The sequence below is a fragment of the Azospirillum sp. A26 genome, assembly GCF_042604635.1.
GTDB classification, from domain to species: Bacteria; Pseudomonadota; Alphaproteobacteria; order Azospirillales; family Azospirillaceae; genus Azospirillum; species Azospirillum palustre.
On sequence record NZ_CP170472.1, the window covers coordinates 1,348,478 to 1,373,365 of the forward strand.

General features: G+C 64.0%; 21 protein-coding genes. 3 read left to right on the top strand and 18 right to left on the bottom strand.

The window, feature by feature from the left end; all coding sequences use genetic code 11:
* Positions 1–33: 33 nt before the first annotated feature.
* Positions 34–441 carry a 3TM-type holin gene (locus tag ABNQ39_RS06875; RefSeq protein ID WP_376959622.1) on the bottom strand — a complete coding sequence of 136 codons (408 nt, stop codon included), beginning with the start codon at positions 439–441 and terminating at the stop codon, positions 34–36.
* A 113-nt stretch (positions 442–554) separates the two neighbouring features.
* Here ABNQ39_RS06875 and ABNQ39_RS06880 point away from each other — a divergent pair, with 113 nt between their 5' ends.
* Positions 555–797: a hypothetical protein gene (locus ABNQ39_RS06880; RefSeq protein WP_376959623.1), complete on the top strand. Its 243-nt coding sequence runs from the start codon at positions 555–557 to the stop codon at positions 795–797.
* Positions 798–806: 9 nt separating this feature from the next.
* On the opposite strand, the gene ABNQ39_RS06885 is transcribed toward ABNQ39_RS06880, so the two are convergent.
* From ABNQ39_RS06885 to ABNQ39_RS06920, 8 genes are all read right to left on the bottom strand, one after another.
* A complete protein-coding gene (locus ABNQ39_RS06885) occupies positions 807–1,475 on the bottom strand; it encodes a hypothetical protein (protein WP_376959624.1) in 669 nt (222 codons plus the stop codon).
* 52 nt (positions 1,476–1,527) lie between these two features.
* Positions 1,528–1,692 (bottom strand): hypothetical protein, encoded by a 165-nt coding sequence (locus tag ABNQ39_RS06890; RefSeq protein ID WP_376959625.1) that lies wholly within the window; start codon positions 1,690–1,692, stop codon positions 1,528–1,530.
* 73 nt (positions 1,693–1,765) lie between these two features.
* Entirely contained in the window at positions 1,766–2,317 is a 552-nt protein-coding gene (locus ABNQ39_RS06895) for a hypothetical protein (protein ID WP_376959626.1), read from the bottom strand.
* A gap of 12 nt (positions 2,318–2,329) precedes the next feature.
* On the bottom strand, positions 2,330–4,435 hold the full coding sequence (locus ABNQ39_RS06900; RefSeq protein ID WP_376959627.1) for a hypothetical protein: 2,106 nt from the start codon (positions 4,433–4,435) through the stop codon (positions 2,330–2,332).
* On the bottom strand, positions 4,432–5,394 hold the full coding sequence (locus ABNQ39_RS06905; RefSeq protein WP_376959628.1) for a hypothetical protein: 963 nt from the start codon (positions 5,392–5,394) through the stop codon (positions 4,432–4,434). The genes ABNQ39_RS06900 and ABNQ39_RS06905 overlap by 4 nt, the downstream gene beginning before the upstream one ends.
* A gap of 2 nt (positions 5,395–5,396) precedes the next feature.
* Entirely contained in the window at positions 5,397–6,980 is a 1,584-nt protein-coding gene (locus ABNQ39_RS06910) for a hypothetical protein (RefSeq protein WP_376959629.1), read from the bottom strand.
* 11 nt (positions 6,981–6,991) lie between these two features.
* Complete coding sequence (locus ABNQ39_RS06915) at positions 6,992–15,952, bottom strand: transglycosylase SLT domain-containing protein (protein WP_376959630.1); 8,961 nt, start codon at positions 15,950–15,952, stop codon at positions 6,992–6,994.
* Positions 15,953–15,971: 19 nt separating this feature from the next.
* Positions 15,972–16,727 (bottom strand): hypothetical protein, encoded by a 756-nt coding sequence (locus tag ABNQ39_RS06920; RefSeq protein WP_376959631.1) that lies wholly within the window; start codon positions 16,725–16,727, stop codon positions 15,972–15,974.
* A 121-nt stretch (positions 16,728–16,848) separates the two neighbouring features.
* On the opposite strand from ABNQ39_RS06920, the gene ABNQ39_RS06925 reads away from it, so the two are divergent.
* Positions 16,849–17,325: a hypothetical protein gene (locus ABNQ39_RS06925; protein WP_376959632.1), complete on the top strand. Its 477-nt coding sequence runs from the start codon at positions 16,849–16,851 to the stop codon at positions 17,323–17,325.
* A 34-nt stretch (positions 17,326–17,359) separates the two neighbouring features.
* Here ABNQ39_RS06925 and ABNQ39_RS06930 read toward each other — a convergent pair whose 3' ends face one another.
* The 6 genes from ABNQ39_RS06930 to ABNQ39_RS06955 all read right to left on the bottom strand — a co-directional run bounded on the left by ABNQ39_RS06930 (position 17,360) and on the right by ABNQ39_RS06955 (position 21,484).
* Positions 17,360–17,647: a hypothetical protein gene (locus ABNQ39_RS06930; protein WP_376959633.1), complete on the bottom strand. Its 288-nt coding sequence runs from the start codon at positions 17,645–17,647 to the stop codon at positions 17,360–17,362.
* 89 nt (positions 17,648–17,736) lie between these two features.
* On the bottom strand, positions 17,737–18,141 hold the full coding sequence (locus ABNQ39_RS06935; protein WP_376959634.1) for a hypothetical protein: 405 nt from the start codon (positions 18,139–18,141) through the stop codon (positions 17,737–17,739).
* Positions 18,142–18,458: 317 nt separating this feature from the next.
* On the bottom strand, positions 18,459–19,619 hold the full coding sequence (locus ABNQ39_RS06940; protein WP_376959635.1) for a site-specific integrase: 1,161 nt from the start codon (positions 19,617–19,619) through the stop codon (positions 18,459–18,461).
* Between the two features lie 74 nt (positions 19,620–19,693).
* Positions 19,694–20,800 carry a hypothetical protein gene (locus tag ABNQ39_RS06945; protein ID WP_376959636.1) on the bottom strand — a complete coding sequence of 369 codons (1,107 nt, stop codon included), beginning with the start codon at positions 20,798–20,800 and terminating at the stop codon, positions 19,694–19,696.
* On the bottom strand, positions 20,797–21,210 hold the full coding sequence (locus ABNQ39_RS06950) for a hypothetical protein (RefSeq protein ID WP_376959637.1): 414 nt from the start codon (positions 21,208–21,210) through the stop codon (positions 20,797–20,799). Before ABNQ39_RS06950 ends, ABNQ39_RS06945 begins: the two co-directional genes overlap by 4 nt.
* The gene (locus ABNQ39_RS06955) at positions 21,203–21,484 is read right to left on the bottom strand and encodes a hypothetical protein (protein ID WP_376959638.1); all 282 of its coding nucleotides are present in this window, start codon (positions 21,482–21,484) and stop codon (positions 21,203–21,205) included. Before ABNQ39_RS06955 ends, ABNQ39_RS06950 begins: the two co-directional genes overlap by 8 nt.
* Before the next feature lie 538 nt (positions 21,485–22,022).
* On the opposite strand from ABNQ39_RS06955, the gene ABNQ39_RS06960 reads away from it, so the two are divergent.
* The gene (locus ABNQ39_RS06960; RefSeq protein ID WP_376959639.1) at positions 22,023–22,286 is read left to right on the top strand and encodes a hypothetical protein; all 264 of its coding nucleotides are present in this window, start codon (positions 22,023–22,025) and stop codon (positions 22,284–22,286) included.
* A 355-nt stretch (positions 22,287–22,641) separates the two neighbouring features.
* Here the strand turns inward: ABNQ39_RS06960 and ABNQ39_RS06965 are convergent, their stop codons facing one another.
* From ABNQ39_RS06965 to ABNQ39_RS06975, 3 genes are read right to left on the bottom strand one after another with little or no spacing between them, the layout of a single operon-like run.
* Entirely contained in the window at positions 22,642–23,262 is a 621-nt protein-coding gene (locus ABNQ39_RS06965) for a hypothetical protein (protein ID WP_376959640.1), read from the bottom strand.
* Positions 23,255–23,692 (bottom strand): hypothetical protein, encoded by a 438-nt coding sequence (locus ABNQ39_RS06970; protein ID WP_376959641.1) that lies wholly within the window; start codon positions 23,690–23,692, stop codon positions 23,255–23,257. The genes ABNQ39_RS06965 and ABNQ39_RS06970 overlap by 8 nt, the downstream gene beginning before the upstream one ends.
* A gap of 4 nt (positions 23,693–23,696) precedes the next feature.
* Positions 23,697–24,764 (bottom strand): hypothetical protein, encoded by a 1,068-nt coding sequence (locus ABNQ39_RS06975; RefSeq protein WP_376959642.1) that lies wholly within the window; start codon positions 24,762–24,764, stop codon positions 23,697–23,699.
* Positions 24,765–24,888: the final 124 nt, after the last annotated feature.

Sequence of the window (24,888 nt, forward strand, 5' to 3'; positions counted from 1 at the left end):
TATCGCGCATACGTTAAGTCTTAAGGGTTATGATTATTTCGCCACCCCCTTCACCTTCTCGAAGGTGCGGTACGCCCCCAGCCCGAGCATCGGCACCAGCAGCCCCATCAGGGTATCGGTGTCGATCTGCGGCATTGGCGTTCCCGGCGACCAGATCGACAGCGCCCACCCCATCAGCGGATAGCCGACGGTCTGGACCAGCAGGCCGAGGACGCAGGCCCAGCCGACTGCCGGCCGCCAGCCGGAGACGAACAGCGAGGGGTTGGCAGCTTTCGCGGTGTTCACCTGGAGCTGCGAGGCGTCGCCGGCCTGGAGCATAGCGACCAGCTGGGCGTTCGCCGCAGCGGTGGCCTTCGCCTTGGCGTCTGGGTCCGGGATCTTGTCGATCAGGTCGGCGATGACGGGCGTCAGGGCGGTGATGAGAGGGATTGCAATGGCCATGAGATGCCTCCTTTCAGGCATGAAAAAGCCCGCGGCCGGGATGGCGCGGGCGGGTGGATTGTCAGGTGGATGGAGCGAGAGCATGCTGGTGACGAACCGCGAGGGAGGCCAGCATGCCCAAGCCGCAGTACAGCGCCCGCGTCCATGTGCAGGCGACCTTGTCGCGGGATCAGATCCTCTGTCTGCTGACGGCCGATGCCGAGGATGAAATCTACGGACCGGACCCGGCCGGGCCGCCAGACTGGCTGCTCATCGAGATGGAAGATCTTGGGCTTATCGCGCCGGGGCACTGCCCCGGAGCCTGGAAACTCAGCCAGGACGGGCGGGATGCGCGGGCCGCGCTGCTGTCCGACTGAGGTGGCCTGTCAGGCGGCCAGCCCTCGCTCCCACATGGCGGCCTCGGCATCGCGGCGGGTCAGCAGCCCACCCACGCCCGGCCAGAGCCGCTTCATCGCCCGGAACTGCGCCGGCACCTCGGCCAGCCGGCCGGCGGCGATCAGGTCCCGGATGGCCCGCATTTCCCGGCGGCTGTCCCAGGACGCCTTACCCTGCTCGCCCATGCCGGCGCCTCGGTTGTAGACGAGGCTGACCAGGGCGCCAAAGCACAGGGGCGGAAGGTCGACCGAGCCGGGGAAGGCATCGACGGTCATCCGCTCGTACTTCGGCAAAGTCCGATCCCGGAAGCAGGCGTAGGCCGCATCCCAGGGCACGACGACGCTGGACAGCTTGGCCGCCACATCCTTGGCCGGCAGGCCGGAGACGCCGCACGCCCGCTCCAGCAGGGCGCGCGAGGCCGGCGGCATGGTGGGCCAGTCCAGCACCAAGTCGTCGGGATCGTGGTGGGCAAGGTCGTAGCCGATGCCGATGGTCACGCCGCTGTCTCCGCCCGGCCATGTCGGGTGGACGTAGCGGGCTTCATAGGTGCGGCGACTGGTCACCTCGGCGAAGACGATCAGGTCGACCGCTTCGGGGTGGGTCAGCGGCGTGACGGTGATGGCGCGCGGGATCGCCGCGCCGGTGGGCGTGTTCGACATGATCTTCTCCAGGTTGGGGGGAATTATGCGTTACAGGGCGCCCGTAACGCTTCTACCGCCGGTCGGCCGGCGGCAGACGCAGCAGCCCGGCGGACAGTCCGCCGCGGGCTTTGGTCAGCAGGAGGGCGAGCAGCAGGAGGGCGGCGTCTTTGTCGCCACCGCAGTCGGCCAGCGCCTGCTGCACCTGCTGCTCGGCCGGGGATGGGCCATCGGGCATAGGGACCTCCAGGCATGAAAAAGGCCGCTCGCGGCGGCCGGGGTGGTCAGGGGTTGGAGTGTTGTCGCGGCGATCAGGGTATCGGATAAGCGGCGCTGTCCCGCGCTGCCAGGATCGCTTCCAGCGTGCCAGCCGCCCCGATAGCCTCGTTGACGCGCTCGCGCTCCCGCTCGATCTGGCGACCTGCCGCCTCCCAGGCGGCGGTAACGGCCTCCCATTCGGCAAGCACCGCGGCCACGCTGACGGAGCGCAGGTCGGCGCGGTCACTGGCCCAGGGATAGGCGGCGGCGGTTGCATCGGCCGGGCGTCCCGCCTCAATCCAGCGGAGCGTTTCCGCCTGCTTGGCAGCGTAGGTGGTCGCCTGACCCGGCACAGCGGTCAGGTAGGCTTCGCGAGCCCGGCCCGCGGCCGAGTTGTTGGCAGCGATTGCGGCGGCGCGGGCGGCAATGATCGCGGCGGCTATCTCCTCCGGCGGGATCGGCTCCACCGCCCAATCTCGCCGCAAGCGCTGCCGGGAGGAGCCGTCTGCCGCAGTATAGGTTTCCAGCTCCCAGGCACCCGACGGCATTGCCCGATGAGTGGCGGCATCGAATTGCGGAACGCATTCGTGCGTTTCAATTTCCATGGTCAGTTCCTCTTAAGCGAATGCAGCGAAGCCAGCGGGCGGGGTTGCGACCTGCTGACCCGAACCGAAGGCGAAGGTCAGCGACGAGCCGCTGCCGGCGACGGAATAGGCTGGGAACATCGGCGTGCTTGTCGGCGTCGTGTAGGCCGGATTGGTTCCGGCCGCGGGATCGCCGCTGCCACCCCACACCGCAGCCCCTCCTACAACCTTGCCCATCCAGAAATTGCGGGTGGTTGGGTTGTAGGCAAGGCACAGCCGGTCGCCGGTCGTGTAGCTGACACCGAAACTGTTTGCAGAGCCGTTGTTCGCCTTAAAGCCTGAGGGCAGGTAGCCGTACCCGGTCGAACTGTTTGTAATGTAATCGGTCAAGGCGGTTGCAGCAGACGCGATGCCCGGCACGACGTTGGTGCCGATGGTGCCGACAATCACCTCCCAATAGCCCGGAGTCGTCATTGCCGCAACGCTACGTCCAGACGCGATATTTCCGTCAGCCGTGACGACAGTGGTGTTTAGATTGCTAAGTGTGGCGTTGCTGGACTTGTCGGATGGACTGAGCGATTGCGATGTAGCGGTGCCGAGCGGGTAACCACTGGCCCGCTGGTATGAGAGCATCTTCCAATTGCCAGACCCGAGGCTTTCCATCCGGCAGGTATCGCCGGCCACCGTCGTGATGCCCCCGCCACCGATCAGGATGGCACTGGTAGCGTTGTGGGTCAGCGTGACGACCGTCGCAAAAGTGATGTCGCGATGCGCGCCGGCCGCCGCCGTGCCCCAGCCGGTAATCGGCCCGGTGCCGGCAGTGACCTTGATCGCCTTGGCGGTCGTGCCGCCGATATCGACGGTGGCAGCCGCAGCAATAGAGGTCGCCGTATCTTCACCGCTACCAATAGCCGCGCCATTGATCAGCACCTGACCTGTCGCAGAGGTCAGGTTCAGTGCGCCGGCACTGGTGCTGATCGAAGGAGAACCGCCGTTGCTCCCGCTCAAGGTGAGATAGCGGGTCGCCCCAGCCACCGGATTGACTGCGGCCTGCAAAGAGTGGTCGCCGCCGCGAAACAGAACAGGGCCGGTGCCCTTGGTCTTGAGATTGATGCCGATGTTGGCATCCGCTCCGATGGGGATCAGATACGGATGGTCGCCGGCCACGGCTGCCGAAACGGTCAGGCAGTTGGCGGCGCTTGCCATTAGCACAGCCCGCAGGCTCTCGGTGCCCCCAGCGACCAGCGAGACGGTGTTTGCGCCGCCGACCTGGGCCATCCCCGTATCCGGATCGCCTGTCACAGCCCACCCTGGCGCGGCGGCAGTGCCGGGCGCGAAAGTGCTTGATCCCGCATCACCGGCCCGGCTGAAGCCGATAGCTACCGGATCGCCAGCAGCGAAGCCGCCCGGCCCGGTGCCGCCGGTCAGCGTGATCTTGCGATAGCCGGTCCCGTCCACCACGGTGCCGGTGACCTGATACTCCAGCCATTTGGTGGCATCGGTGCGGTGGCCGATCCGCAGCGTGCCCTTGACCGTGTTCGTGCTGGCTGTCCACCGGTCAAGCACCGTGGTGATGCTCGTACCGGAAGCATCCAGGTTGTCGACATAGGCCGCGGTCGCCGCGGTTGCCGTGGCGTTGTTGAGGCGCACATTGCCGTTGCCGGGATCGGCGTCGGCCGTGGCGGTGTCCCAGGTCATGCGGACAGACGGGATCGACCCGCCGGCTGCCGCTGCATACTGGCCGGAAAGGGTGGCGTTGCCGGCCGCTGCGGATGCGCTGCCAGCCGCGGCGGCAGCACTCCCAGCGGCGGCGGTCGCGCTGCCACTGGCTGCCGTGGCGCTGCCGGCGGAGACGGACGCACTGCTCGCGGCGGCCAGTTCGGAGGCGTGGGCAGCCGTGGCGCTACCTGCCGCGGCGGTTGCCGACCCCGCGGCGGCGGTCTGGCTGGCGGCGGAGGCATCGGTCAGAGTGCCGACCGCCTCGCAGGCCGTGGCGATGTCTTTGGAGTGTCGGCTCCAGTTGGCGGCCATGCCGCCGACACCAGATAGGCCAAATTTGTTGGAGACGGCGTTGTAAATGCCGAGATTGTACTGTGTCAGGCGGTCGATTGCGTCGAGCACGGTTTGGGATAGGCTCATTCCTTGAACTCCTCCAACTCGATTGAAGTCGAGGTGTAGCGGGCGCTGACATAGCTCTGGCTGTGGTCTGCGGATCGGCGGTACAGGCCGCCGTAGAGGAAGTTTGCGGCTGGATCGGCGGTGCTGGCCGGGTCGGCTGGGTTGCCGATGCTGGGCAGGTAGAGCAGCGGCTTCCGCTTCCCGGAGCGCAGCGCCATCTTGAACAGCTCGTCGCGGAGCGTGCGGTCGGTCACCTCGCGGCCGATGGCGACCGACCGCTTGGCGATGCCCTCCTCGACCCAGGCCGACCCACCGGCGCCGGCGATCAACTCGTCGTTGTCCTTCACGCCCTCGCCGCTCTTGCCGACGTGTCGGGCGAAGATCAGGCCATCGCCAGCCCAGGCGAGGCCGATGCGATAGCCGCTGTCCTCGCTGCCGTCAGGTCGGAAGGCGCCACCCCACAGGGTCCAGCGGATCGCTACCACTGGCACCTGCGGGACCACGACATGCAGGTTGGTAGGCAGGAGGGCGAAGTCCCGCGGATCGAGATCGCCGCGCATCTGGTTGGGCGCGCCGGCCGGCATCGTCTCCGGATCCGTCAGCGGCGGGACGACGTTGGCATCCACCCCGTCGACCACGGACGTCGCCACCAGCTCCGTCATCGCGGCGTCGCCGAACGCCTCCATCCGGCAAAAAGCTTCCTGGCGGAGGTTGGTGTCGAGAAGCGAGGCGACGGTCAGAAAGATCGGGTACTGCCATGTCAGGGTGATGATCACTGGGTTGATCGGTGCGCCGGTCGCGTAATCGACATCGCCCTTGGTCAGGCACACCGCCCGGTCGGAAACCGGCGTCGTCAGCATCGACTCCAGCGGGGCGGTGGGCCCCCATGCGGCCGGGCTGTCGATGGTGACCGGGTTATCGAGCGGGCCGTTCTGCACCTCGTTCCGGTCGGCGAGGTAGGCATAGGTCACGCCGGCCATGATCAGCGCTCCCCGTAGAGGGTGGCGCCGCCGCCCCTGTCCCTGTTCGTCCGGCCAGCGATGACCAGCGTGGCGCCATCCTCGAAGCCGGCGATATCGTCCACCACGGTCACACCGCCGCCGATCCACAGGCCCGGCGCGCCGTCCCGGACCTTCAGGCTGTAGGACTGCGGCGGCCATGCCTTCTCGGCCAGCCACAGCGGCGCCTCGGCGTCGGCATCGGCCTTCAGGGTCAGTGCCGTCTCGATGCGGTCGGTCTTGGCCGAGACCCCATAAGCGGCCTCGATCACCGGATCGGTCGCGCTGTCCGACTCGCGCCACTGCTGGGTCCAGAGCGCCGCGTCGGCCGCCGTTGCATCGGCCACCGCCGTGGTGTTGGCGTTCGGGTTCTCGCCGAAGAGGACCGTGACCTTCTTCGTCGGCACCACATCGCTGCCGGCGGTGGGCTTCAGGCCGTCGGTTGACCCGCTGACCTTGCTATAGGCCCGCGTCGGCGTGACCGCCGTGGCCCGTGGCAGCCGCGTCACCACCAGCCGGTCGGCCAAGTCGATGAACCACCTCCCCCTCGGCACCGACCCGACCAGCTTGCCGTAGGCGTCGCGATGGCTGCGCCCGTCGCCGGCCGGCAGGTACAGGCCGACGGTGCGCGGGGTCGCGTCCATGCCGCTGACGTCGGCCGCGGTGACGATGCCGCCGTGCTGGACGGCCAGGAAGGCGATCACCTCGCCGATATACCGGCGCCAAGTGCCGCCCGTCTTGTCGCCCTTCACCTCCACTCGGAAGTCCTCGTAATGGACAGCCGTGTGGATCCTGCCGGTCGAAACATCGACGCGGAGCTGGTTGGAGCCGGGGATGCCGGCCGTCTTGGCGACGGCGGCACCGCCGGACCAGCCGCGCGGCACGTCCTCGATGGGCTGGCCGCCGTTGACCGACCAGACATGCAGCAGCCCGCCGTTGCCGCTGCCCTGGTCGATGATCCCGAGATAGGTCGGCTGCACCATGAAGCAGTGGCCGAAACAGCGCTCCTTCAACGTGTTCTTCAGGGTCGTCGGACCCTCATAGCCGCCGGTGCCGGCGTATTTTGCGTCGTCCTTCTGGATCGGGGTGTCGAAGTCCAACTGCCTGTCGTAGACCGGCAGCTTCAGCTCGGTCCGATCAGGCGCGATCTTGCCGGCCTTGGCATGCCAGACGGTGACCGCGGTGCTGAGGGGCGCCCCAGCCGCGACCACCCGTTCCGTCACCGATTGGATGATGTAGTCGGTCAGGAGCGGGTTGAGGGGCCGCACGCCCAGCAGCACCCGCTCCCAGGTGTTGGTCGTGATGTTGAAGACCGAGGCGAGATGCGGCAGGTCGTCGGTCTGCCGGACGTTGATCAGCCGAAGGTCGTCGATCTGCGCCTTGGCTCCATCGCCGGCAGCCGTGACCGCAACGGACGGCCACTGCCCCACGAGCGGCAGCCAAGTCACGGACGCCGGATCGTCATCGCTCCGGGACTGGTAGGCCACCGATCCGGCGCAGAGCGGCCAGCGGTGAAGGTGCCCCGTCGCCCTGTGATAGGCGACGAGGTCATAGAGATGGATGTCCATGGAAACCTCCGTTACGCGGCGCGCTTGGCCTGCTGGTCGCGCAGTTCGTCCAGCTGCTGGCGCATCAGCTTGAGTTCGTCCTGGGCGATGCGGCTCCGCTGGAACTGCGCTTCGCCCTCGGCATCGTGGATTGCCTTCTCCAGCCGCTCGATCCGGCGGGCGATGTCCCGCAGAACCGCCAGGACTTCCCGGTTGTCCGACGACTCCGGGCGGGCCGGGGGCTGGATCGGGGTGACGTTGACCGGGTAGCGGTCGTTCGCCGCCGTCTGGTACATGCCGACGATCCGCATGCTGTCGACCGACGACGCGACCGCCGCGCCGCCGCCCTGCCACAGCAGCTCCGGCCCCCGCTCGCCAACCCACACCGCGCCCGGCGGCGTCGACAGGGTGCCAGTGGCAAAGCCGGGGATGTGCCGCGTCCCCGCCAGTACCTCATCGATGCCGAAGTCCTTGAACCATTGAGCGAGGTTGAAGGCCGGATCGGCCGCCCTCGCGGCCATGATGTCCGGCATTCCACCGACAGCCGCCTCGATGTCGGCATTCGTGAAAGCCAGCAGCCTCCGCCGCTTGTCGGCGGTGGAGACCTCAGACTCGAAGCTGCCCGCTTTACCAGAGGCGGTCGCCAGCCAGATGTTGAAGGACTCGTCAATGCCCCCTTGCCATCCAATGCGCCGGGCAACACCCAGCTGATCGCCGGCCGACAGGCCGTCCCATTGCGCCTGCACCGCAGCGGAGGCGGCATAGCGAGAGGTGTTGACCATGGTCGGCTGAGAGGTGCCGGGCGTCGTTCCGGTCAGCCTCTGGAGCGGGGACAGCGCCGCCTGCCAAACGGCAAGGCTCTGCCCCATCGTGTCCTTCAGGGTGTCGAGCGAACCGAGCTGCCTTTGCCCGACCGCTGCCGCCTCGGTTCGCGCCTTTTGCAACTCCTTCAGCTGGTCCTGCGACGTCTTCAGTTGGGCGCCTGCCGTCGCCGCCGCGCTGTCGGGTGCGACGGTGCCGAGTTCGCCCAGCACCCTCATCACCTCGTCGTAGATCGACCGGGCCGTGCCGCCGCTGTTCTCCTTTTCGAGGGTGGTCAGGCTCTGGCCCAAGCTGATCAGGTTCGACCGGGCGGTGTCCTTGTCCGCGTCGCTGGCGGTTGTCGATCGTACGGTGGCAAGCGCCGCATCCCACTGGCGTTTGGTCTCCGCCAGCCGCTCCTGCGGGCTGATCGGTGCGTCCTGGCTGATGGCCAGGGAATCGCGAGCGGCAGCGAACTGAGCCGCCGCTTGCGACACCTTCAGCGCCCCATCCTGAAGGTCGGAGATGAAGGTCTGACGGGCGGTGATTTCCTGATCGTACCAGGACAGGACATCTGCCTGCGCCAGCTCGAACGCCTTCTGTCCGCGTTCTGCCGCCTGAACATGGACCAACTGGCTCGTGTCCCGACCATCCTCTGTCGCCTTCAGCAGCTCCTGCCGCTGCTGCTCATCCAGCGTGATCAGCCCGGACCCTCTGGTGTTTCCGAGTGCGGCATACATGCGGGCATTGACCCCGGCGTCGAATGTCCGTGTCGCCTCCGCCGCTGCATCGTTCAGCGCCTGGAGCGCTGTCCGCGCTGCGTTCACTACCTCCGGTGTGCTGGCGAAGGTGTCGATGATCTGCTGAAGGCTGGTGGAAGTGATCGAGCCGCTCTTGACCAGCCCGCCCATGTTGTTGGTCAGCGTGCCCGTGACCTTCGCCATCTGCGAGGCCCTGTCAGCACCTTCCGGCCACAGGGCGTTCACGTCCTTCACCGACGTCTTGTAGGCGTCAATCAGGCCGACGGCCGAGTCGTATCCTTCCTCCCCCTTGGACTTCCGATAGGCGGTGTCCAAGCCGTCGCTGTAGGACTTTTGCTCCTTCTTCAGGCCGTTGTTGAAGCCCTCTTGGAGTTTCGCAGCCAGTTCATCGCCAACGATGCCAACAGAGGCGAAAGCCTTCACGAGGTCCGTGGCTGTGTTCGACCACTTTCCTTTGAGTTGCTCCACCTTCTGCTGCTCGGGACTGCTTTCGATGGTAGTGCCGGCCACCTCGTCCAGCAGCCGCTTCCGCACGGCGCCGAGCGCCTCCATCTGCTTGAGCGCGCCGAACAGGCCATCCGGCACCGCCTGACCGGCAGCGACATAGGCGGTGGCCGCCTTCTGCATGTCGCCGGACAGTGCGTCGAAGTCCTTGCCGATTGGGCTGAACGTGCCGTCGCCCAGGGACTGGACGATGGAGTTCAACTGGTCGACGCGGTCCTGCGCCAGCCCGACGGCATCGAATTGGGTCTGGAGCGCCGCCCGTTGAGCGGCCTTCTGCACAGCCGCATCATCGGCGGCCTTCTGCGCCGCAGCTGCGGCATCCCGGTCAGCGGCAGCCCGAGTTTCGGCGGCGGCCAGATTGGAGCTGTAGCGGTCGGGGTCTCCGCCATTTCGTGCGATGGCGCCCGATGCGGCGCTCGCAGTCCCCGTGGCGCCGGAAAATTTGCCGTTGGCGTCGATTGATCCGAGGGAAATGTGATCGACGCCCAACTGATCGGCCAGGGCTCCCAGCGCGAGGCCGAGGCCTGGAATGCCTGTCGCCAAGCTTGCGATGTCTCCGGCCAGACCGGCAGCGTTGATGCTCAGTTGGGTGTTGTTCAGCCCGGTCTCTGGGTCGACGCCGATGGACTTGTTGATGTTCAGCCCATATTTCAGCGCCGCATTTTGCAGCCATCCGGACAGCGATGTTCCGTACACGTTGTCGACAGCGGCAGCCGTTGCCTCAACCTGCTCGGAGGTCGGAGAAGCATAGCTCGCGGCTCCGCCGAAACCGATCGTGCTCGACCGATCATCCGCATTGAACGAGCCGAAGCTGTAGCCCCCGTACGACTGCATGTCGCCCGGAGACATCGGCGTGCTGCTCGTCCGGCTGATCGACGGCCCTTCGCTGGCCGTCCCCGCACCGCCGGAGGTGCCGCCCGAGGCGCCGGAGGAGTTGCCGCTCGAGCTGCCGCCGGTTCCTGCAGAGCCGCCGGAACCGGGCGACCCGTGATCGCCGCCGCCATATTCAAACCCGAGCAGGCCGGTCTCCGGGTTGATGGTGCCCGGATGGCCCAGCGCCCGACGAACCGCCGCCAGCTCGTCGCCGCCACGGAGGTGGATCAGGGTGTCATCCCGGCCTTGCCCCATCTGGGCAAGCATCTGGCCGCTTTCGCGAGCGTTCCAGATGCGTTCGCCGCCGGAAAGCCGCACAACCTCCGGCCCTTCTTCGCCGACGACGGCCCAGCCGGCGGGCGCCGACAGCGTTCCGCGAGCGAACCCCGGCAGCTTGGAGCCTTTGCTGACCGCGAAGGCGGTCTGCGCATTGTCGACCACATCCAACAAGCCCCTGGCGAAGGTGTTGGCCCCGTCCACACCGCTCTGAAACTGCGTGAACAGGTCGCTTATGCTGGACCGCAGGCCGGCGATCTGCCGGTCGAAGCCATTGGCGAACTCAAGGTGCCCCAGTGCCTCCTCCAGGCTGGTGGAGGTCTCGTGGGCCAAGGCGTAGGCAACGGCCGGAACCGCCGACTGCATGCCCTTCAGCAGCTCGAGAGCGGCCTGCTCCGCGCTCTTCGTCTTACTGTCGATGTAGCTGTCTTTGTTGGTTGGCGTGAGGTTCAGCCGGCCAATGATGTCATTCAGGCCTTTCGCGAGTTTGTTTGCGTCGCTGTTAAATCTCGTCGCGTCGCCGTCATTGTCCTGGGCCGAGGCGCCGAGCGCATAGCGGCCATTGGCGCCCAGGGTGATGTGGCTGATGCTGTATTTGTCACCCCGATCCTTCGCGCCGGACACCGCGGCGAGAAGAGCACCGCCGACCGACAGGACCGCACCGGCCGTCTTCGCGTAGCTGTTCTGCATGGTCAACAGCACGCCGCCGGCAGCGGTCAGGCCGCCGCCGATCACCTGTCCGGTCGACGCGTTCTTCTGTGCTGCGGCGGCAATGCCGCCAACCACCGCCAAGCCACCTGTGGCGAGCTGGCTGTAGGACGGGTTCCAGCCCCAGAGGCCCTCCGCCGCCGGCATTGGACCGACAAAATCCTTGGACGGCGCCGCCTTCTGCCCAAAAATCGGCTGGTCCAGCCATGATCCGCCCGCCCCCTTCGCCGCCGGAGCAAAGCTCGTGGATCCATCGGCGTTCTTGATGACCTTCTGCTGCTGGCTGGCACCGCCGCCGAAGAGACCGCTGATCCAATCGCCGGCACCGCCGAGCAGCTTCTGGATGCCGCCGAGGAAGGTGTCCGTTCCATCGTCCACCGCCGTGGTGAACGTGGTCGCGCTTTCGCTCGCCTGTTTCAGCCCGTCGGCCGCGGAGATAGCGTTTTCGTCGATGTGGGAGACAGCCCGGCTCTTCACCTCGATAACGGAGGTGGCGTCCTTGGTGACGCTGGTCAGCCCGAGCGCGCTATCCACCCAAGACTGCTGCGTGGCGGTCAGGGTCTGGGTGTTGTCGTTGGCGCTGCGCTGGACTTCCACCGCGTCGAGTTGGGCCTGGAGAGCGCGCTCCTGCGCCGCGGTCACGGTGTCTGTGCGGGTGCCCAGGGTCGCGACATCGGCGCCGACGCTCTTAACGGTCTTCCCGAACGTCTCGACATACTTGACCGTTTCACCCGGCAGCGCGCGGCCCTGCGTCAGGTACTGCTGCACCCTTGTCGGTCCGGCATTGTAAGCCGCCGCCGCCATATTCCAGTCGCCATGGAATTGTCGGCCGAGCATCGCCAGAAATTTCATGCCGCCCCGGACATTCTCCTGAGTATCGGTCGCATCGACGTTCAGCCACTTTGCCGTTCCGGGCATCAACTGCATCATGCCCATAGCGCCGGCACTGGAGGTCAGAACGCTCCCGTCAGGGCGGAACTGCCGGAAGCCGCTTTCCATCTTGGTGATAGCGAGCGCCACCTCATCCGGCACCCCCTGCGCCCGAGCTTCCGACAGGACCAGCGACTGCGCCTTGACCAAGTCGGTGATCTGGCCGCCCTCCTTGATCGCCACAGGCAGAGGCTGGGCGTTGGTCGCGGACAGAGTGGCGATGCTGCTGGCGACCTTGCCGCCCTCGGACGCCACAGGCGCGGGCCTACCGATCAGCGCCTTGGGATCGAGGGCCACCGCGGCGGCAGACCCGGCCATCTGCACCCACATGGCGTTGTCTGCGGAGGTGCCGAGACCGCCTTTCACGGTGCCGACGATGCGGTCCAGCCGCCCCGGGTCGTTCGCGGGCTTGGGCACATTGTCGTTCGCGGTCGTAACGCCGCCGGACATCAACTTGGTCAGCGTGCCGGTCAGCCACGTTTCGGCGGGCTTGGTGATGACCGTGCGAATGAAGACCCGCTTCAGATCTTCAGCCAGGGCCTTGCCGGCATCGCCGGCCTTCTTGGCGCCGACCACCACATCCTCGAACGCCGTGGTGATCGGCTGGGCGATGTTGGAAGCCTGCTGGGCTGCGTCCTGCAACTGGCTGTTGACGCGCGCCAGCTCGCCCGCCTGCCGGATATAGGCTTGGGTGCCGGCGTCGGTCAGGTCGACGCCCTTGTCGCGCAACTCGTTCGTGGTCTGGAGCACGGCCACGGCCTTGGCGCGTTCGGCGTTGCTCTGGCCGAGCATGCCGTATTTGGCGTTGGCGAGTTCGACCGCCCGGCGCTGCTCCTCTGCCATCTGGCTGAACTGCTGCGAGCGCTGTGCGTCGTCGCGGGCCAGGATGCCGGCACTGATGTCCCGGATCTGGCCGGCGTCCTTGCTCGGGTCCAGCCCGCGCTTGCGGGCCTCGGCCAGGGCCTCGTTGGCGAGCGCCGCCTCCCGCGCCGCGTTGGCGCCCTGTCCCCAGGCGGCAGCCAGCCGGTTGGCGTCCTCGGTCTGCTGCTTCAGCGTGGCGTCGAAGGAGGCCGCCTGCACCTTCCGCTGGGCATCGTCCAGCGCCCGGAGCCGCGTCACGATGGCGTCGTACGGCTCGATGGTGCCGCGCGCCACCTCTGCCATGGCCTTGCTCTGGATCTCGGCTTCGCGCACCGCCGCGGTGGACTGGCCGTAGGCGCGGGCCACCAGATCGGCGCCAGCCACCTCGGCGGCGGCGGCGCGGTTGTTGTCGTTGACGGCGACCTCCAGCTGGAGCCGCGCCTCCCGCTGGCGGAGCAGGAGGAGGTTTTCCTTCGGTGTGCCTTCCAGGTTCTTATCCCGCACTTCGTCCTGCGCCCGCATCGCTGCGGTTGCCATGGCACGGTCAACCGCGTTCCCGCGCAGGGCCTCGGAGAGGCGGTCCACCTCATGGGCCTCCGCCTTCACATATGCCGTGGCCTTGGCGTCCCGCGCTTTCCGGGCAGCCTCATCATCGGCGCCACCGGTGACGGAGGCACCGTTCGGGTCCTTGGCCGGCGCGGCGGTCGCGGCGGCGGCTTTGGCCTTGCCGGTGATCGCGTCGATCCGCTTTTCCAGGCTCGCGACCTCGGCGCGGGCGCCCTCCAGCGGTCCCTGGAAGTCGGCGCGATAGCCGCCGTGCGGGCCGCCAAGCCAACCGCGCGACTGTAGATCCGCGACTTTACCCTTGGCCTCCTCCAGCTGCTTCCGCAGGGCGGCCTCATCCTCCGGCTTCGGGGGGGCGTAGACGATCTTGCCCGGCGTCAGGCTCATGGCCGACAGGCCAGAGGCCGCCAAGCGACCAAAGGTGTCCTTGCTCGGCTTTTCGAAGAAGTCAGCCAGCAGCTTGAATGTCTCGGACAGCGCAACCTCGACCTTGATGACCAGGGAGGAGGTGGCGGCGGCATCCACCATCCTGTTGAACTGCACCCCCAGCTCGTGCATCGCCTCGGTAGCCGGGGTCATGGCGTCCTTGCGCATGCCGTCGAAGCGGCGATGCAGGGCGTCCAGCGCCACGCCCAGCGCCTCGGCCTGCCGGCCATGTTCCGCCATCACGCGGACGGCTTGCGCCTCCGCCGGGCTCAGGAAGCCGATGGCCTCCTGAAGCTTCATGATGGCCGGATAGCCGTCCGTCACCATGGCGGCCAACTGCTTGGTCATCTCATCGACCGAGCCACCCATGCCAGCGGTGATGTCGCTGCCCAAGAGCGCCAGTTCGCGCCCCCTGGCGGCGGAAAGGCCGCGGGTGGACGCCAGCACCTTCGAGGTGGCGAAGGACTCGTCCCGGCTGGCACCGCCTTCGTAAAGCGCCGTGCCGACTCCCCGCAGATAGCCGGCCGTCGCCTGCGACTCGGTGCCATAGGCCCGCATCGTGGCGGTGAGATCGCGGATCTGGCTGTTGATCTGGATTGCCCGCGCGCCGACCAGGGCGAGGGCGCCCACAACCGCGGTGATGCCCAGCGCCGCCAGGGTGACGGGGGAGACCAGCAGCGCCCAGGCGCGCGACAGGCCACCGACAGCGCCAACGGCCTGCGGAGCCTGCTGGAGCATGGCCGTGATGGCGCTTTGGCCGCTGCCCACCTGAACCACGAAGTCCTGAAGCTGGTAGCCGAGGTTCAGCGACTCGTGCGCGGCCAGTTTCGTGCTGTTGGTGGCGCGGGTGGAGAGTTCGTGCTGCTCCTTCAGCTTCGCCGACAGGGCGGCATGCTCCTGCGCTGACAGCCTGACGCCACCGACACCGTCGGTCATGGCCTTGTCGAGCTGCTGCTGCGCGGCGGCCAGCTTCTCGTCGGCGCCAAAGGTGCGGTCCAGCGTGCCGATCAGCGAACGAAGAGCGGTTTCCTCTGCTTTGACGGCGGCGACGACCTCTTTCTCGGCCGCGATGATCATGGCCGCGTCGGCTTCGCGTTCCCGCACGGCGGCGTCCCAATCGGCCGACATCTTCGCCAGGGCGGCGCGCTCGGCCTGCTCGGCCTCCTTCGCGGCGGTCGCCTGTGCGGTGGCAAGCTCCTGAGCCTTTTTGATCGCCGGATCGTGGGCAGCCGCATAGGCGGTCAGAAGCCGGGTTGCCTCGGCCTCGTCCAGGCCAACCCGGCGGATGGTCGCCTGCAACTCGGCGAGGCCGGTCTCGTACCGCTGCTGGGCAACATCGGTCAGCCCGAGGGAGGCGCGGTAACCGTCCAGCTTGGCGTCCGCCTCGGCGAAGGCGGCGGCGATGTCGTCCAGCCGCTGGGCGCTGCCATCGTCCCCGAAGGTGATGGAGCCGGTCCCGCTCGACCCCCGGCCGGTGGTGGCGTAGCGCGTCGGGCCGATGGTCGCCGTGTTCGCCGTCTGGCGGGAAATGCCCGTGGCGTCGTTGATCGCCTTCTGCGCCGCGCTGATCCCGCGCAGGCTGGCCTCCAGCCCCTTCGCCCCTGCGGTCCATTCAGCCATGGTGGCGTGGCCGGACTGGAAATCGCCGTTCAGATCCCGCAGAGCGCGGGCAGCCTGGGTCAAGCCGCCGGTCGCGCTGCCGGCCGTCTCGTAGACTTTGCCCAGCGCACCGGCCCAACTGCCGGCCGATGCGGTGGCGGCGATCATGCCGGCCGACATACCGCCGGCCGCCGCGGTCGCAGCAGCGGCGCCTGCCTCCACATCCTTGAAATAGCGCGCCACGGCGGCGCGGGCTTTCTCGGTGGCAGCCTCCATCTTGGCCGTGATGGTGGCGCGAAGCTCCTCCTTCTGCGCCGCGCTCGCGCTGCTGGCCTCAAGGTCGTCCAGCGCCCGCTGGTAGGGCGCTATGGCCTTCGCCACGGCGGCCGCCTCCCGCTTGGTGCGGTCGAACTTGTTGGCGAGCTGATCGGCCGTCTGGGCGTGACGCTTCACCCGCTCGTCGGCGCGCTCCACCTTCTCGGCATAGGCGTCGATGGCCTTCCCGGCGGCAGCTGCGCCGGCGGCGACCTCGTCGGTTGCCTTCTTCGCGCCCCGGCCGGCGCGCTCGACCTTGCCGTCGGTGGCAGCGGCGGCGTTGCCCAGTTCCGTGAGGGCGTCGGTCGCCTTCTTGGCGTTGGTCGACACACCATCCTGGAAGCCTACGTCGAGGCTCTCGACTTGATCTGTCATGGGCGGGTCCTCGGGGGTATCAGCGCCGTGGGCGGATGATCAGGGCAGGGCTTTCCACGCGCGCACCCTGACGCCCGCGTGAGAGCCCCTTGCGTTTGCCTGTGGTCCAGACCTGCCGGGTTTTCAGCCGGTACTGGTTGGGGAAATCCATCGTGTAGACCCGCTTGACCTCGACGAGGTCGCCGAAGCGGGAGCGGATCGCCTTCACCGCGTCATCGAACAGGCCGGGCGGCACCGGGAAGGACAGCGACTGCCCGCCGATCAACTGCACGTCGACCTTGCGCGAATACGGCAGCACGTTGCCGATGATGATTTCGGTGATGGTGGGGGACAGCGCCGCCGGGTTGAACTGTGCGGCAGGAACGAACCGGCCGGCCGAGTCGCCCTTGCCCGCATAGGCGGAGGCGCTGTCCTTGATGCCGAAATAGAAGCCATCCCGATAATGCGCCGTCTTGCCCGTAGCCGGGTTCAGCGGAGCGGAGGACCGGGGCGGCGAACGGTTGATGAGGAAGCTGAGGGCGAAGGTGCAGACCGCCCCCATGATGCTGAACCGGTAGACGATCCGCCCGCCGTCTGCCGGGCGCACCGCCGTCTCAGGAGCGCCCTCCACCCCATCGACCCAGAGCTTATACCGCCGGGAGGCCCGTCCGGCGGCGATGAGCCGGTCCCGCTCGGCAATAGCGATCTCGGCCAGCCGGCGGGACTGCGCCTCCGGAGAGAGCGCCCGATCCACGAAGACCCGAAGCCGGGCGTTGAAGGCTGCCGCTTTCGCCATGACAGATCCATCACGAGATTGGTAAAGCGAGATCGGTAGAAACCCAGAGTGGGGTAATTCGAAGCTGGACTCGCGACACGCCATTAGCGAGTGTCGGACTCTTCAACTAGGAGGCACGGTTATGCGACTTTTAGTGGTTCTGTTTGCATTTATCCTGTCGGCAACCCCAGCACTTGCGGATTGGCAATATACGAAATGGGGTATGTCGCCTGATGCGGTGTTTTCCGCTTCCGGAGGAAAAGCAATCAAATTAGATCAAAAGGGAATTAAAGATCACAGCATAGCGTCTCTGCAATTGGCCGGGCTTTATCTTGCCGAATACCAGACCGGTCCATACAGATTTACATGCACTTTTCTGTTCAGAGACGAAAAGCTTGGCGGAATTTCTCTAAATTTATCAGATATATCGAAAAGCTATCAACTCGAAGATGACTTGATGGGAAAATACGGGCAGCCGATTGAGGTAAATCAGAAATACAAAATCAAGAAATGGCGCGATGAAGCGAGTAATAACTTAGTGCAAATAAGTATAACCCCTGGTTTATTTACCAGCGTTCTCTATTTGCCAATATCTCAGCCTCACTCATCGGGGTTGTGAATAGAAGCAGAAAACTTGATTAAGGTTCCTGCTTCTACTGCTCTTTCTTCTCGGAAACCTCCTTCACCCTCTCCGCCCACCACTCGGCATAGACGCCATCCATGGCGCGGAGCAGGCGGAGAAGGAGGCGGAGGTCGTGCCCGTGGTCGGCGGCATAGGCGCGGGCCACTGACCACGGGATACCGCAGGGGGTCGAAGGCCCCATACCGCCGCTGCGCCACTGCCGGTCGTCGGAGAGCGCGTGCCAGGCACGCCACGCCCACCGGCACCACGGAAGCGGTTCGACCACCTCGCCCTCGTCCTCCAGGCGGGCAGCCACCATCTCGGCCGCGTCTGGGTCATCCTCCGCAAGGTCGGCCAGCAGGTCGTTGCTGTCCGCCTTGCGGTTGAGATGGTCCCGGAGGGCCGCCGTCAGTTTCCCTCGGCTTCCTTGGCGTCGGCCTCACGGTCGGCGGAGACCATGCCGGCGGCGGTGAAGGCCGCGGTGGCGAGTTCAGAGAAATCCGGATCGCGGATGGTGTCGCAGAACTCCTCGAAGGTGACGGGGGCGCCGTCGTCGTCCTTCATCTTGACGTCGATCAGGCAGTGCTTGATCAGGCACTCGATGTTGATCGAGCGCTTCAGCGCCACCGGCAGCTTCTCCGGATCGCCGCCGAAGCCCTTGGCCGCCTTGCGCTGCTTGGACGCCTGGGCGTCCTGATACTCGTCGGTGTAACCGCGGGTGAGGATCTGCAGATCGAGATCGGGATCGGGGCGCTTCCAGGCGCCGGTGGTGAGGGCGGTGGAGCTGCGCTTCAGGGAGGCGAGGTTTGCCATGGTCGAAAGTCCTTGATTTGGTCGTTGGTCGGAAATGTGCGATGGATGGGCTGGCGCCGACCAAACGCCCGCCCGCGGCCCGCGCGTGCCGTCATGCGGCCGGCAGGGCCGGCAGCCTCTTTCCCGTTGGTCGCGGGATCTCGTCAGATCAGCGGACGAACTCGAACCGGTTCACGATCAGCTGCGCACCGGTCAGGCTGTCCTTCGAGCCGGTCAGCTTCACCGGCAGCATCACGTCGGGGTTTTGCATGCTACGGAATTTCAGTGACTTAGGAGGGGATGCGTCACCCTTGCGTCACGGAGGTCTGGAATTTCCCTCAGACCAGAGAGTCGGCGATCCCCTGAACCGCCGTGCGCCGCTGCTCAATGCCGGTCAGCGGGTGAGCGTAAACACGCAACGTCATGTCGAACTTGCTGTGCCCCAGCATGGCGGCGACATCCGGCAGGGGCAGGTTGTTCGCCACCAGCACGCTAGCCGCGAAATGCCTCAGAGCGTGGAAATGCAGTCGGTCGGATTCATCATCGCCCAGGCCAGCGCGCTTCAGAAGTGGGCGCCAGTGGGTCAGATGAAACTTCGGCCCGGTGATCGGCCCCCCGGTGACGGAGCGGAACACCAAGCCGCGTTCCTCTTCGCTGACCCAGGTTGCCATCCAGGCCCGCATCAGCTCCCGCAGATGGTCCGGCATGGGCACGTCCCGAATACCGGCTTTCGTCTTCGGCGGCTTCAAGTCATCCCACTTGGTGAGGCTGTGCCTGATTTTCAGGGTGCCGTTGTTCAGGTCCACGTTCTCGACGGTCAGGCCCATAATCTCGCCGTATCGCAGTCCGCAGAACAAGGCGAGATTGACGACGCAGTTAAGCATGGCGTGGGTCTTCTCCCGGTGCCTCGTCGGGCGCTCCTTCAGCGCCTCCAAGAGCTTAGCCACGTCGCCGATCTCGAAGGTCCGGATCTTTACGGCACTCCCGCCTTTAAGGCTCTTTCGGTAATCATTGATGATTTTTTGCTTCGTCACCCCCAAGTTGATGGCGAAATCCTCAAGCATTCCAAGCGTGAAGAGTTGTTGTCGAGCCGTTCCGGACGACAGTCCATTCTCTCTTAACTTTCGATACCAATCATCAACGATTTGCCATGTGATTTCGTTGAATTTGTGCTGACCGATAAAAGGAATGGTGTGCCGGTTGATTGCGACATGGAGGTTTCGGAAACGCCCTTGCCCAATTCTGCCGTCGCGCCAGCGCATTTCCACATCGCGCATGAACAGGTCGCAGACGGCCTCAACAGTCGCGCTGTCCTTCGGGGCAACATGAACACCGTCCTCTATCTCACGCTCCACCTTGCGGCGGAAAGCGTCCGCGTCCTTCTTCAGCTTAAACGTCTTGCTGGGGCGCTTCCCGGTGGAGGGGTCGAGATAGCGCACCTCCCACCCCCTCTTGGTTGCGCCGTTGTGGGTCCATTCACGCTCGCGCACAGTTGCCATGGCCTGTTCTCCATCGGGAAAGGGTGCGGCGCCGGATGCCCAGCGCCGCGAAGGTGGGTTTCAAAAGCCGCCGCTTACTTGGCTGCGGTCGGCGGTAAGGAGGGCATTCCGGTGACAATGCCGGCGGACTGAAGGCCGCGCCGCGCCAGCTCGGCCAGCGCATCGGCGATTACCAACACCACGGAGGCGCGGGCACCGTAGAGCGGCCAACAGTCCGGGTTGCAGGCTTCCTCCGTCACCTCGTGCAGCAGGGCAGCCAGCGCCAGCGCATCGTCCATGCTGGTGATGGGGCCGGCGGCGGCCAGGGCCAGCCGGAACCGCTCCGCGAGGATGGCAAGATCCGCCTCCAACCGGTCATCGTTGGCGTACTCGGCCCAGGCTTCAAAGGAGGCTCCCCAGCGACCGGCATCGAACGCCTTGACGGCTCCGCCGATTGTGGCGGGTGCGCCGGTCCCTGGATCGGGCGGAGCCACCTCACACGGCTCCGCGGCCATCGCCACCCTTGCCGCTTCCTCTGCGGCAGCCTTGGCCTTGGCGAGCGTCGTCTCATCGCCCCGGATGATGAACTCGTTCCCCAGCAGCCGGCAGAGCGACCACAGGAACGGGGCCTCGGGCGTGTCCGGTTCGTCCTGCAGGATCACGTCCAAGAAGAAGGGACCGACGATGGTGCAGTCCATGACGGTGTACCGGGAGGCGCGGGACCGCGCTCCGGGCTGTTCCCGCCAGAGGATGGGGGCGCCGGCTTCCTGCCAACCCCTCAACGTCGTTGAGGGGGTAACGCCGTTGAGGGGGTAAGGAGGTTGAGGGAGGAACGTCGTTGAGGGGGTGCCCGGAGGGGTGTCTGTAATCTTGACGCCCTTTGCCCCCAGCTTCGCCATGAAGTCGCGCAAGTTGACAACGGCCGACTCCTGCCCCTCGATCCAGCTCCCGTTGGGCAGTCCATGTTCCGGGTGCGCCAGAAGCTCCAGCACGGCCAGCGCGTCATCCGCCGTTTGTGGCGGATTGGAGAACATGGCAAGCCGGACGTCGCAAGCCTCCGTCACCAGATGATCCGGCCAGTTCTCGGGGACGGCCTTGGAGTCGGCCTCATGTTCGCCAAAGAGGTTGAGGAACTTGGCAGCGCCTTCCGCGAAGGTCATCCCCAGCGCAGGGATAACGGTTGATCCGAACGGGGCGCTCATGCCGCACCTCCCGCCCGTCCTGCCTGCCGGGCAGTTTGGATCATGGCCCACAGCGTCCGGCCGATGCAGTCCCCCTCCAGCTTGGCGGCCAGCGCCTCCGACACGTCCTCATCGTGGACGGCGGAGTTCCAGGCGTCCTTGGTGTCCATGTGGCATGCGAAGACATAGCGGAGTTGAACCTCCACGCCGTCCATGGTCCGGGCCTTGATCCTCTCGATGCGGTCGGCCAGCGTATCCATGATTGTTTCGTAGAGCTTTCCATCCGCATCCGACGCGACTTCAAAGGCGGTCGCGGCGGCGGTGTAGCTGTCCCACGCGAACAGCAGTTCCGAGTCCGGATGAGGCCGGTTGGGCAAGATCGGCTCGGTTGGCGGGCTGGCCGGCTGGCGGGCGAAGCTATAGTCACGCATGGGGCACCTCCAGCTTGATGCCCTCAAGGGTGTCGCAGGCTTCCCGAGCCTTCGCCGCGTGCTCTCTCAAGGCGTAGATCAGGTATCCGACTTGTGCGGTCAGATCATCTTCCGGGCCGATGATGGCAGCCAGTCGGGTTTCATAAACAAGCAGCAGGAGGTTTGCGGCGCAGGCTCCGGAGGTGATCGCATCGGAGAGGTGCAGGAGCGGCACGGAAGTCTCGGGCACGGCGACTTCGAGTAGCTTCATCACGGGGGCGTGCTTCTTACCCATGGTTCACCCCCCGGCGGGCGATCTGGAGACGGCGATAGGCGGGGAGTCGACCGAAGGCGGACACAGCGTCCAGTGCCTCGGCCAGTGCGGGGGAACCATGGATCGGCTTGGAGCGGAGGAAATTCGCAGCGCTAGATAGAGGCGCAGATTGGTCAGGTGTCAGCGGCGGCAAAGAGCCGTCGTCGACCAGAACCGAGTCGGTTTTGGACATGTTGTTGCTCACGGTTTTAACCGGCTTTCCACGGCCGGGGCCAGCGAACGGCACTGGCGCCGGGAGGGTGGAAACACGCCCGTGAGAACGTGCCCGACCGCCTTCGCCTTTCGGCTATTGTATAGCGGACGGACTCCCGGCATAGTAGTGCCGGTCGCGCCCGCTTGGCGGCGGGCACGTCAGTTTTCAGCGGCTTCCGTTTGGCGACGGAATCCACCTATCACGGATGCAGCGCAAGGCCCTGCGAAGGCCCCGCTGCGGGAGTTTCCACGCTCCACTTCCCACAATGCCTCACCACGGGGCGTTGTTTCAACCGACAACATGCATATGAGCAACGCGGCGTTTGGCGACGCCGCGATGGCTCTCCCATTAAGTAGGGACTCACGGATGTGTCCTGAACTTTTGAAGGAAGGCGTGGCTATGTTCGAGGTTGGGAAAGCCTATGAAATCAGGACACTTGTCGATGGTGGCGAAACAGTGCAATTCGCTACCATCGCGAGATACGAACACCCCTTGATTCAGCTTGCATCGACGGGCGAGATCATCAACGTTACCTCACCCCATTTCATCAGCGCAGTTGAAAAGGATTAACCGCGTCACGCAGCCGGTATTCGGTGCGGTACGAGGTTGATCGCACATGCGACATGGTAAAAATCCGCGTTGTATACCGAAGACTTTCTTTCCAGCCTTTCAGCAATGCAAACGAATGTGCCGGTCCTGTATAATCAACCCGCAGGGCCGCCACATTCGCTATCGTTGACCGCGTCAGCAAGCATCACAGCGGTAACCGCATTCCGCCCGCGGCAAATCTGGAGACCGGGCTATAGTCAGCTTGGGATATTCCCAACACAGGCGCTAGATTAAAGGTGCCATGGTGAAGGCTAGGCTTCACAGAGATCGGCACAATCAGCGTCGCCAAAGATCAAACATGCTCTTTAATTTAATATTAAACAACAGGGTCATGAAACAGAGCAACAGGGATGTGCCGAACTTTGTATTTTACACCATAGGCCAAAATCATGTCCTCCGTGATTGAGCAACGGTTATTCACCGGGCACACGGCCGCTGATATACTAGATACTTTTTTGGTCAGATGATCCAGCCAACGTGTCATCATCAAATCAGCCCTGCTCATATAGCAATATATGATCAAGCCACCATTGTCCTGATCTTTTGAACCACTTGCATATCTTGTAGTAAGTTGAAGATAGCCATCATATAACCAATCATAATCATTTTTATGAATTTTTGCTTCGCCTAGCCATTGGTAACCTCGCGGATCATTGACTGAGACATCGCAATGCCCGTTGCTATTCGCATCTAGCTTTGCGTCAAAACCCATATGAGTCAAAGCGGATGTAATGTGTAATGTTAATTGATTTTCCTTCAAATCTTGCAAAAAATTCCTATTTTCGCACATCTTTGCCACTGCGCTATCTATTGCACGATGCACAGCGGAAACAAAGCCGGCGTAATCCGTACAAAGTTTTGATTTGAAGTAAGCAGCTTGCCCCGCCGGGCAATACGCTGATTCAGCGAACTCCTTAACAGTAATCTTATCAAGCATGGAGACGGCTCTTCATATCTCTGAGCTTTTTGGAGGCCCCAAAATACATAAAAAGATTATTTCTATAATTGTCTATAGGCATACCAGTAGCCGGATGAATAAACTGCCCACTCTCCTCGGCATCAGATACGCTTTCAAGCTCCACATCGATTTCTTCATCTCTGACTTCGTCATAGTATTTGAAGAACACCTCCAGAAGATCTAGCCAAGATCCAGACAAAATCTGCAAACTTCTGAGAAGCTGCTCACGTTCATACTGGCGATCAAGAGCGTCGTTCAACGAACTAAGGGATAGCATCTCTAACCGTTCGGTCGGCGTTTTCAATAGATACAGTATAGCCTTCTGGCAAATTTCGGCCTCGACAGCGCCTCCTAGACGCTGCCTAAGGTCTTCGCCTATTTCCCAGGATATTTTTTCGAATGTTTGCATGGCTTCAGAGGTGTGCCAGCACTTTGTTGCGGGCTAAGTCAAAGTCGGCCAGCCCCCACGCTCGCCGTATCGATAAATCATGTAGCTTCGGCGCAAGCTCGTCAAGAAGACGGGACGTTCCTCGAAGATTTGCTTCGGGGAATGAGTGGTAGTCGCTACCAAATTGGTGAGGCCATGTAATGCTAATTAGGTACGCTCTAATGTCTCCCTCAAGTGCATCCACACCTGCTTCATGGAATTTTTCCTCACGAAGACACTTGCCAGTCTTTCGCATTGTCTCATGCTTAATGGATGCAGTCCCTGTAAGGAATGCCATCTCTACAACGGTCCCTTCTTTTGGAGAGTCATATAGCTTTTTGATCGATGGAAATAGATTTACAGGAGTTTTCAGTATATTCACTCCAAACGATGCGTTCACTATTTGTCTTATATCCTCATGCGCTGACATAGATGTTTCCACGATGGGGCAAGCTTGAACGTCTATTCTTACCTCAATCGGGCCATGGCTTTTAGGCAGCCAAACCACGTCCATAGCCTGCTTGCGAGTTACCTTTACGCCAATAACTTCGTCATATTGTTCAAATACTTTTGAAACCGTTGCTGTCATCTTGTCAGTGTCGATTCGTTCACGAACATGATGCACTCTGTTCGCTGCAAAAAACACTGCGTATCCGGTTGAGTACTCCTCAACCGCAGACACTAAAGATTTGTTGGGCTCGATGGACCCAAGCTGCGCTTCAGTGAGCATGTAGGGGAAAGCTCGCGAAAAAACGCTAGCTTCAATATTCAAATTTAAAGCCCACTGAATAAGAGCTTTTCTCTGCTGTTCGGATACATCGTAAAATCTTATATACCGGTCCCCGCAGGCAAGATTTTCCCTATAAACCGAGTAAAGTCGCCTACCTTCTTTTTGTCCAATCGCAAGCTTGCGTGCCGCATTCCGAAATTTCGCGATGGTTCCTAGCCATCCGTGACTCGGTCGAAGTCCGGAATACCTGAGCACGTTTCCGCCAACGCGCCAATCCATTCTGTCCATCATGCTAAGGAAGAGCCGTTCGAGGTCAACAGCCACAGGGCTTTCCTGGGAAGCGTCTAAGGCGGCGGGATGAGAGGCATTCATCAGATATCGCTAGAAGCTGGTTTCAATGCAATCCGACAATGACGAGGACATTTGAGAGATGCAAGAAAATCGGAAG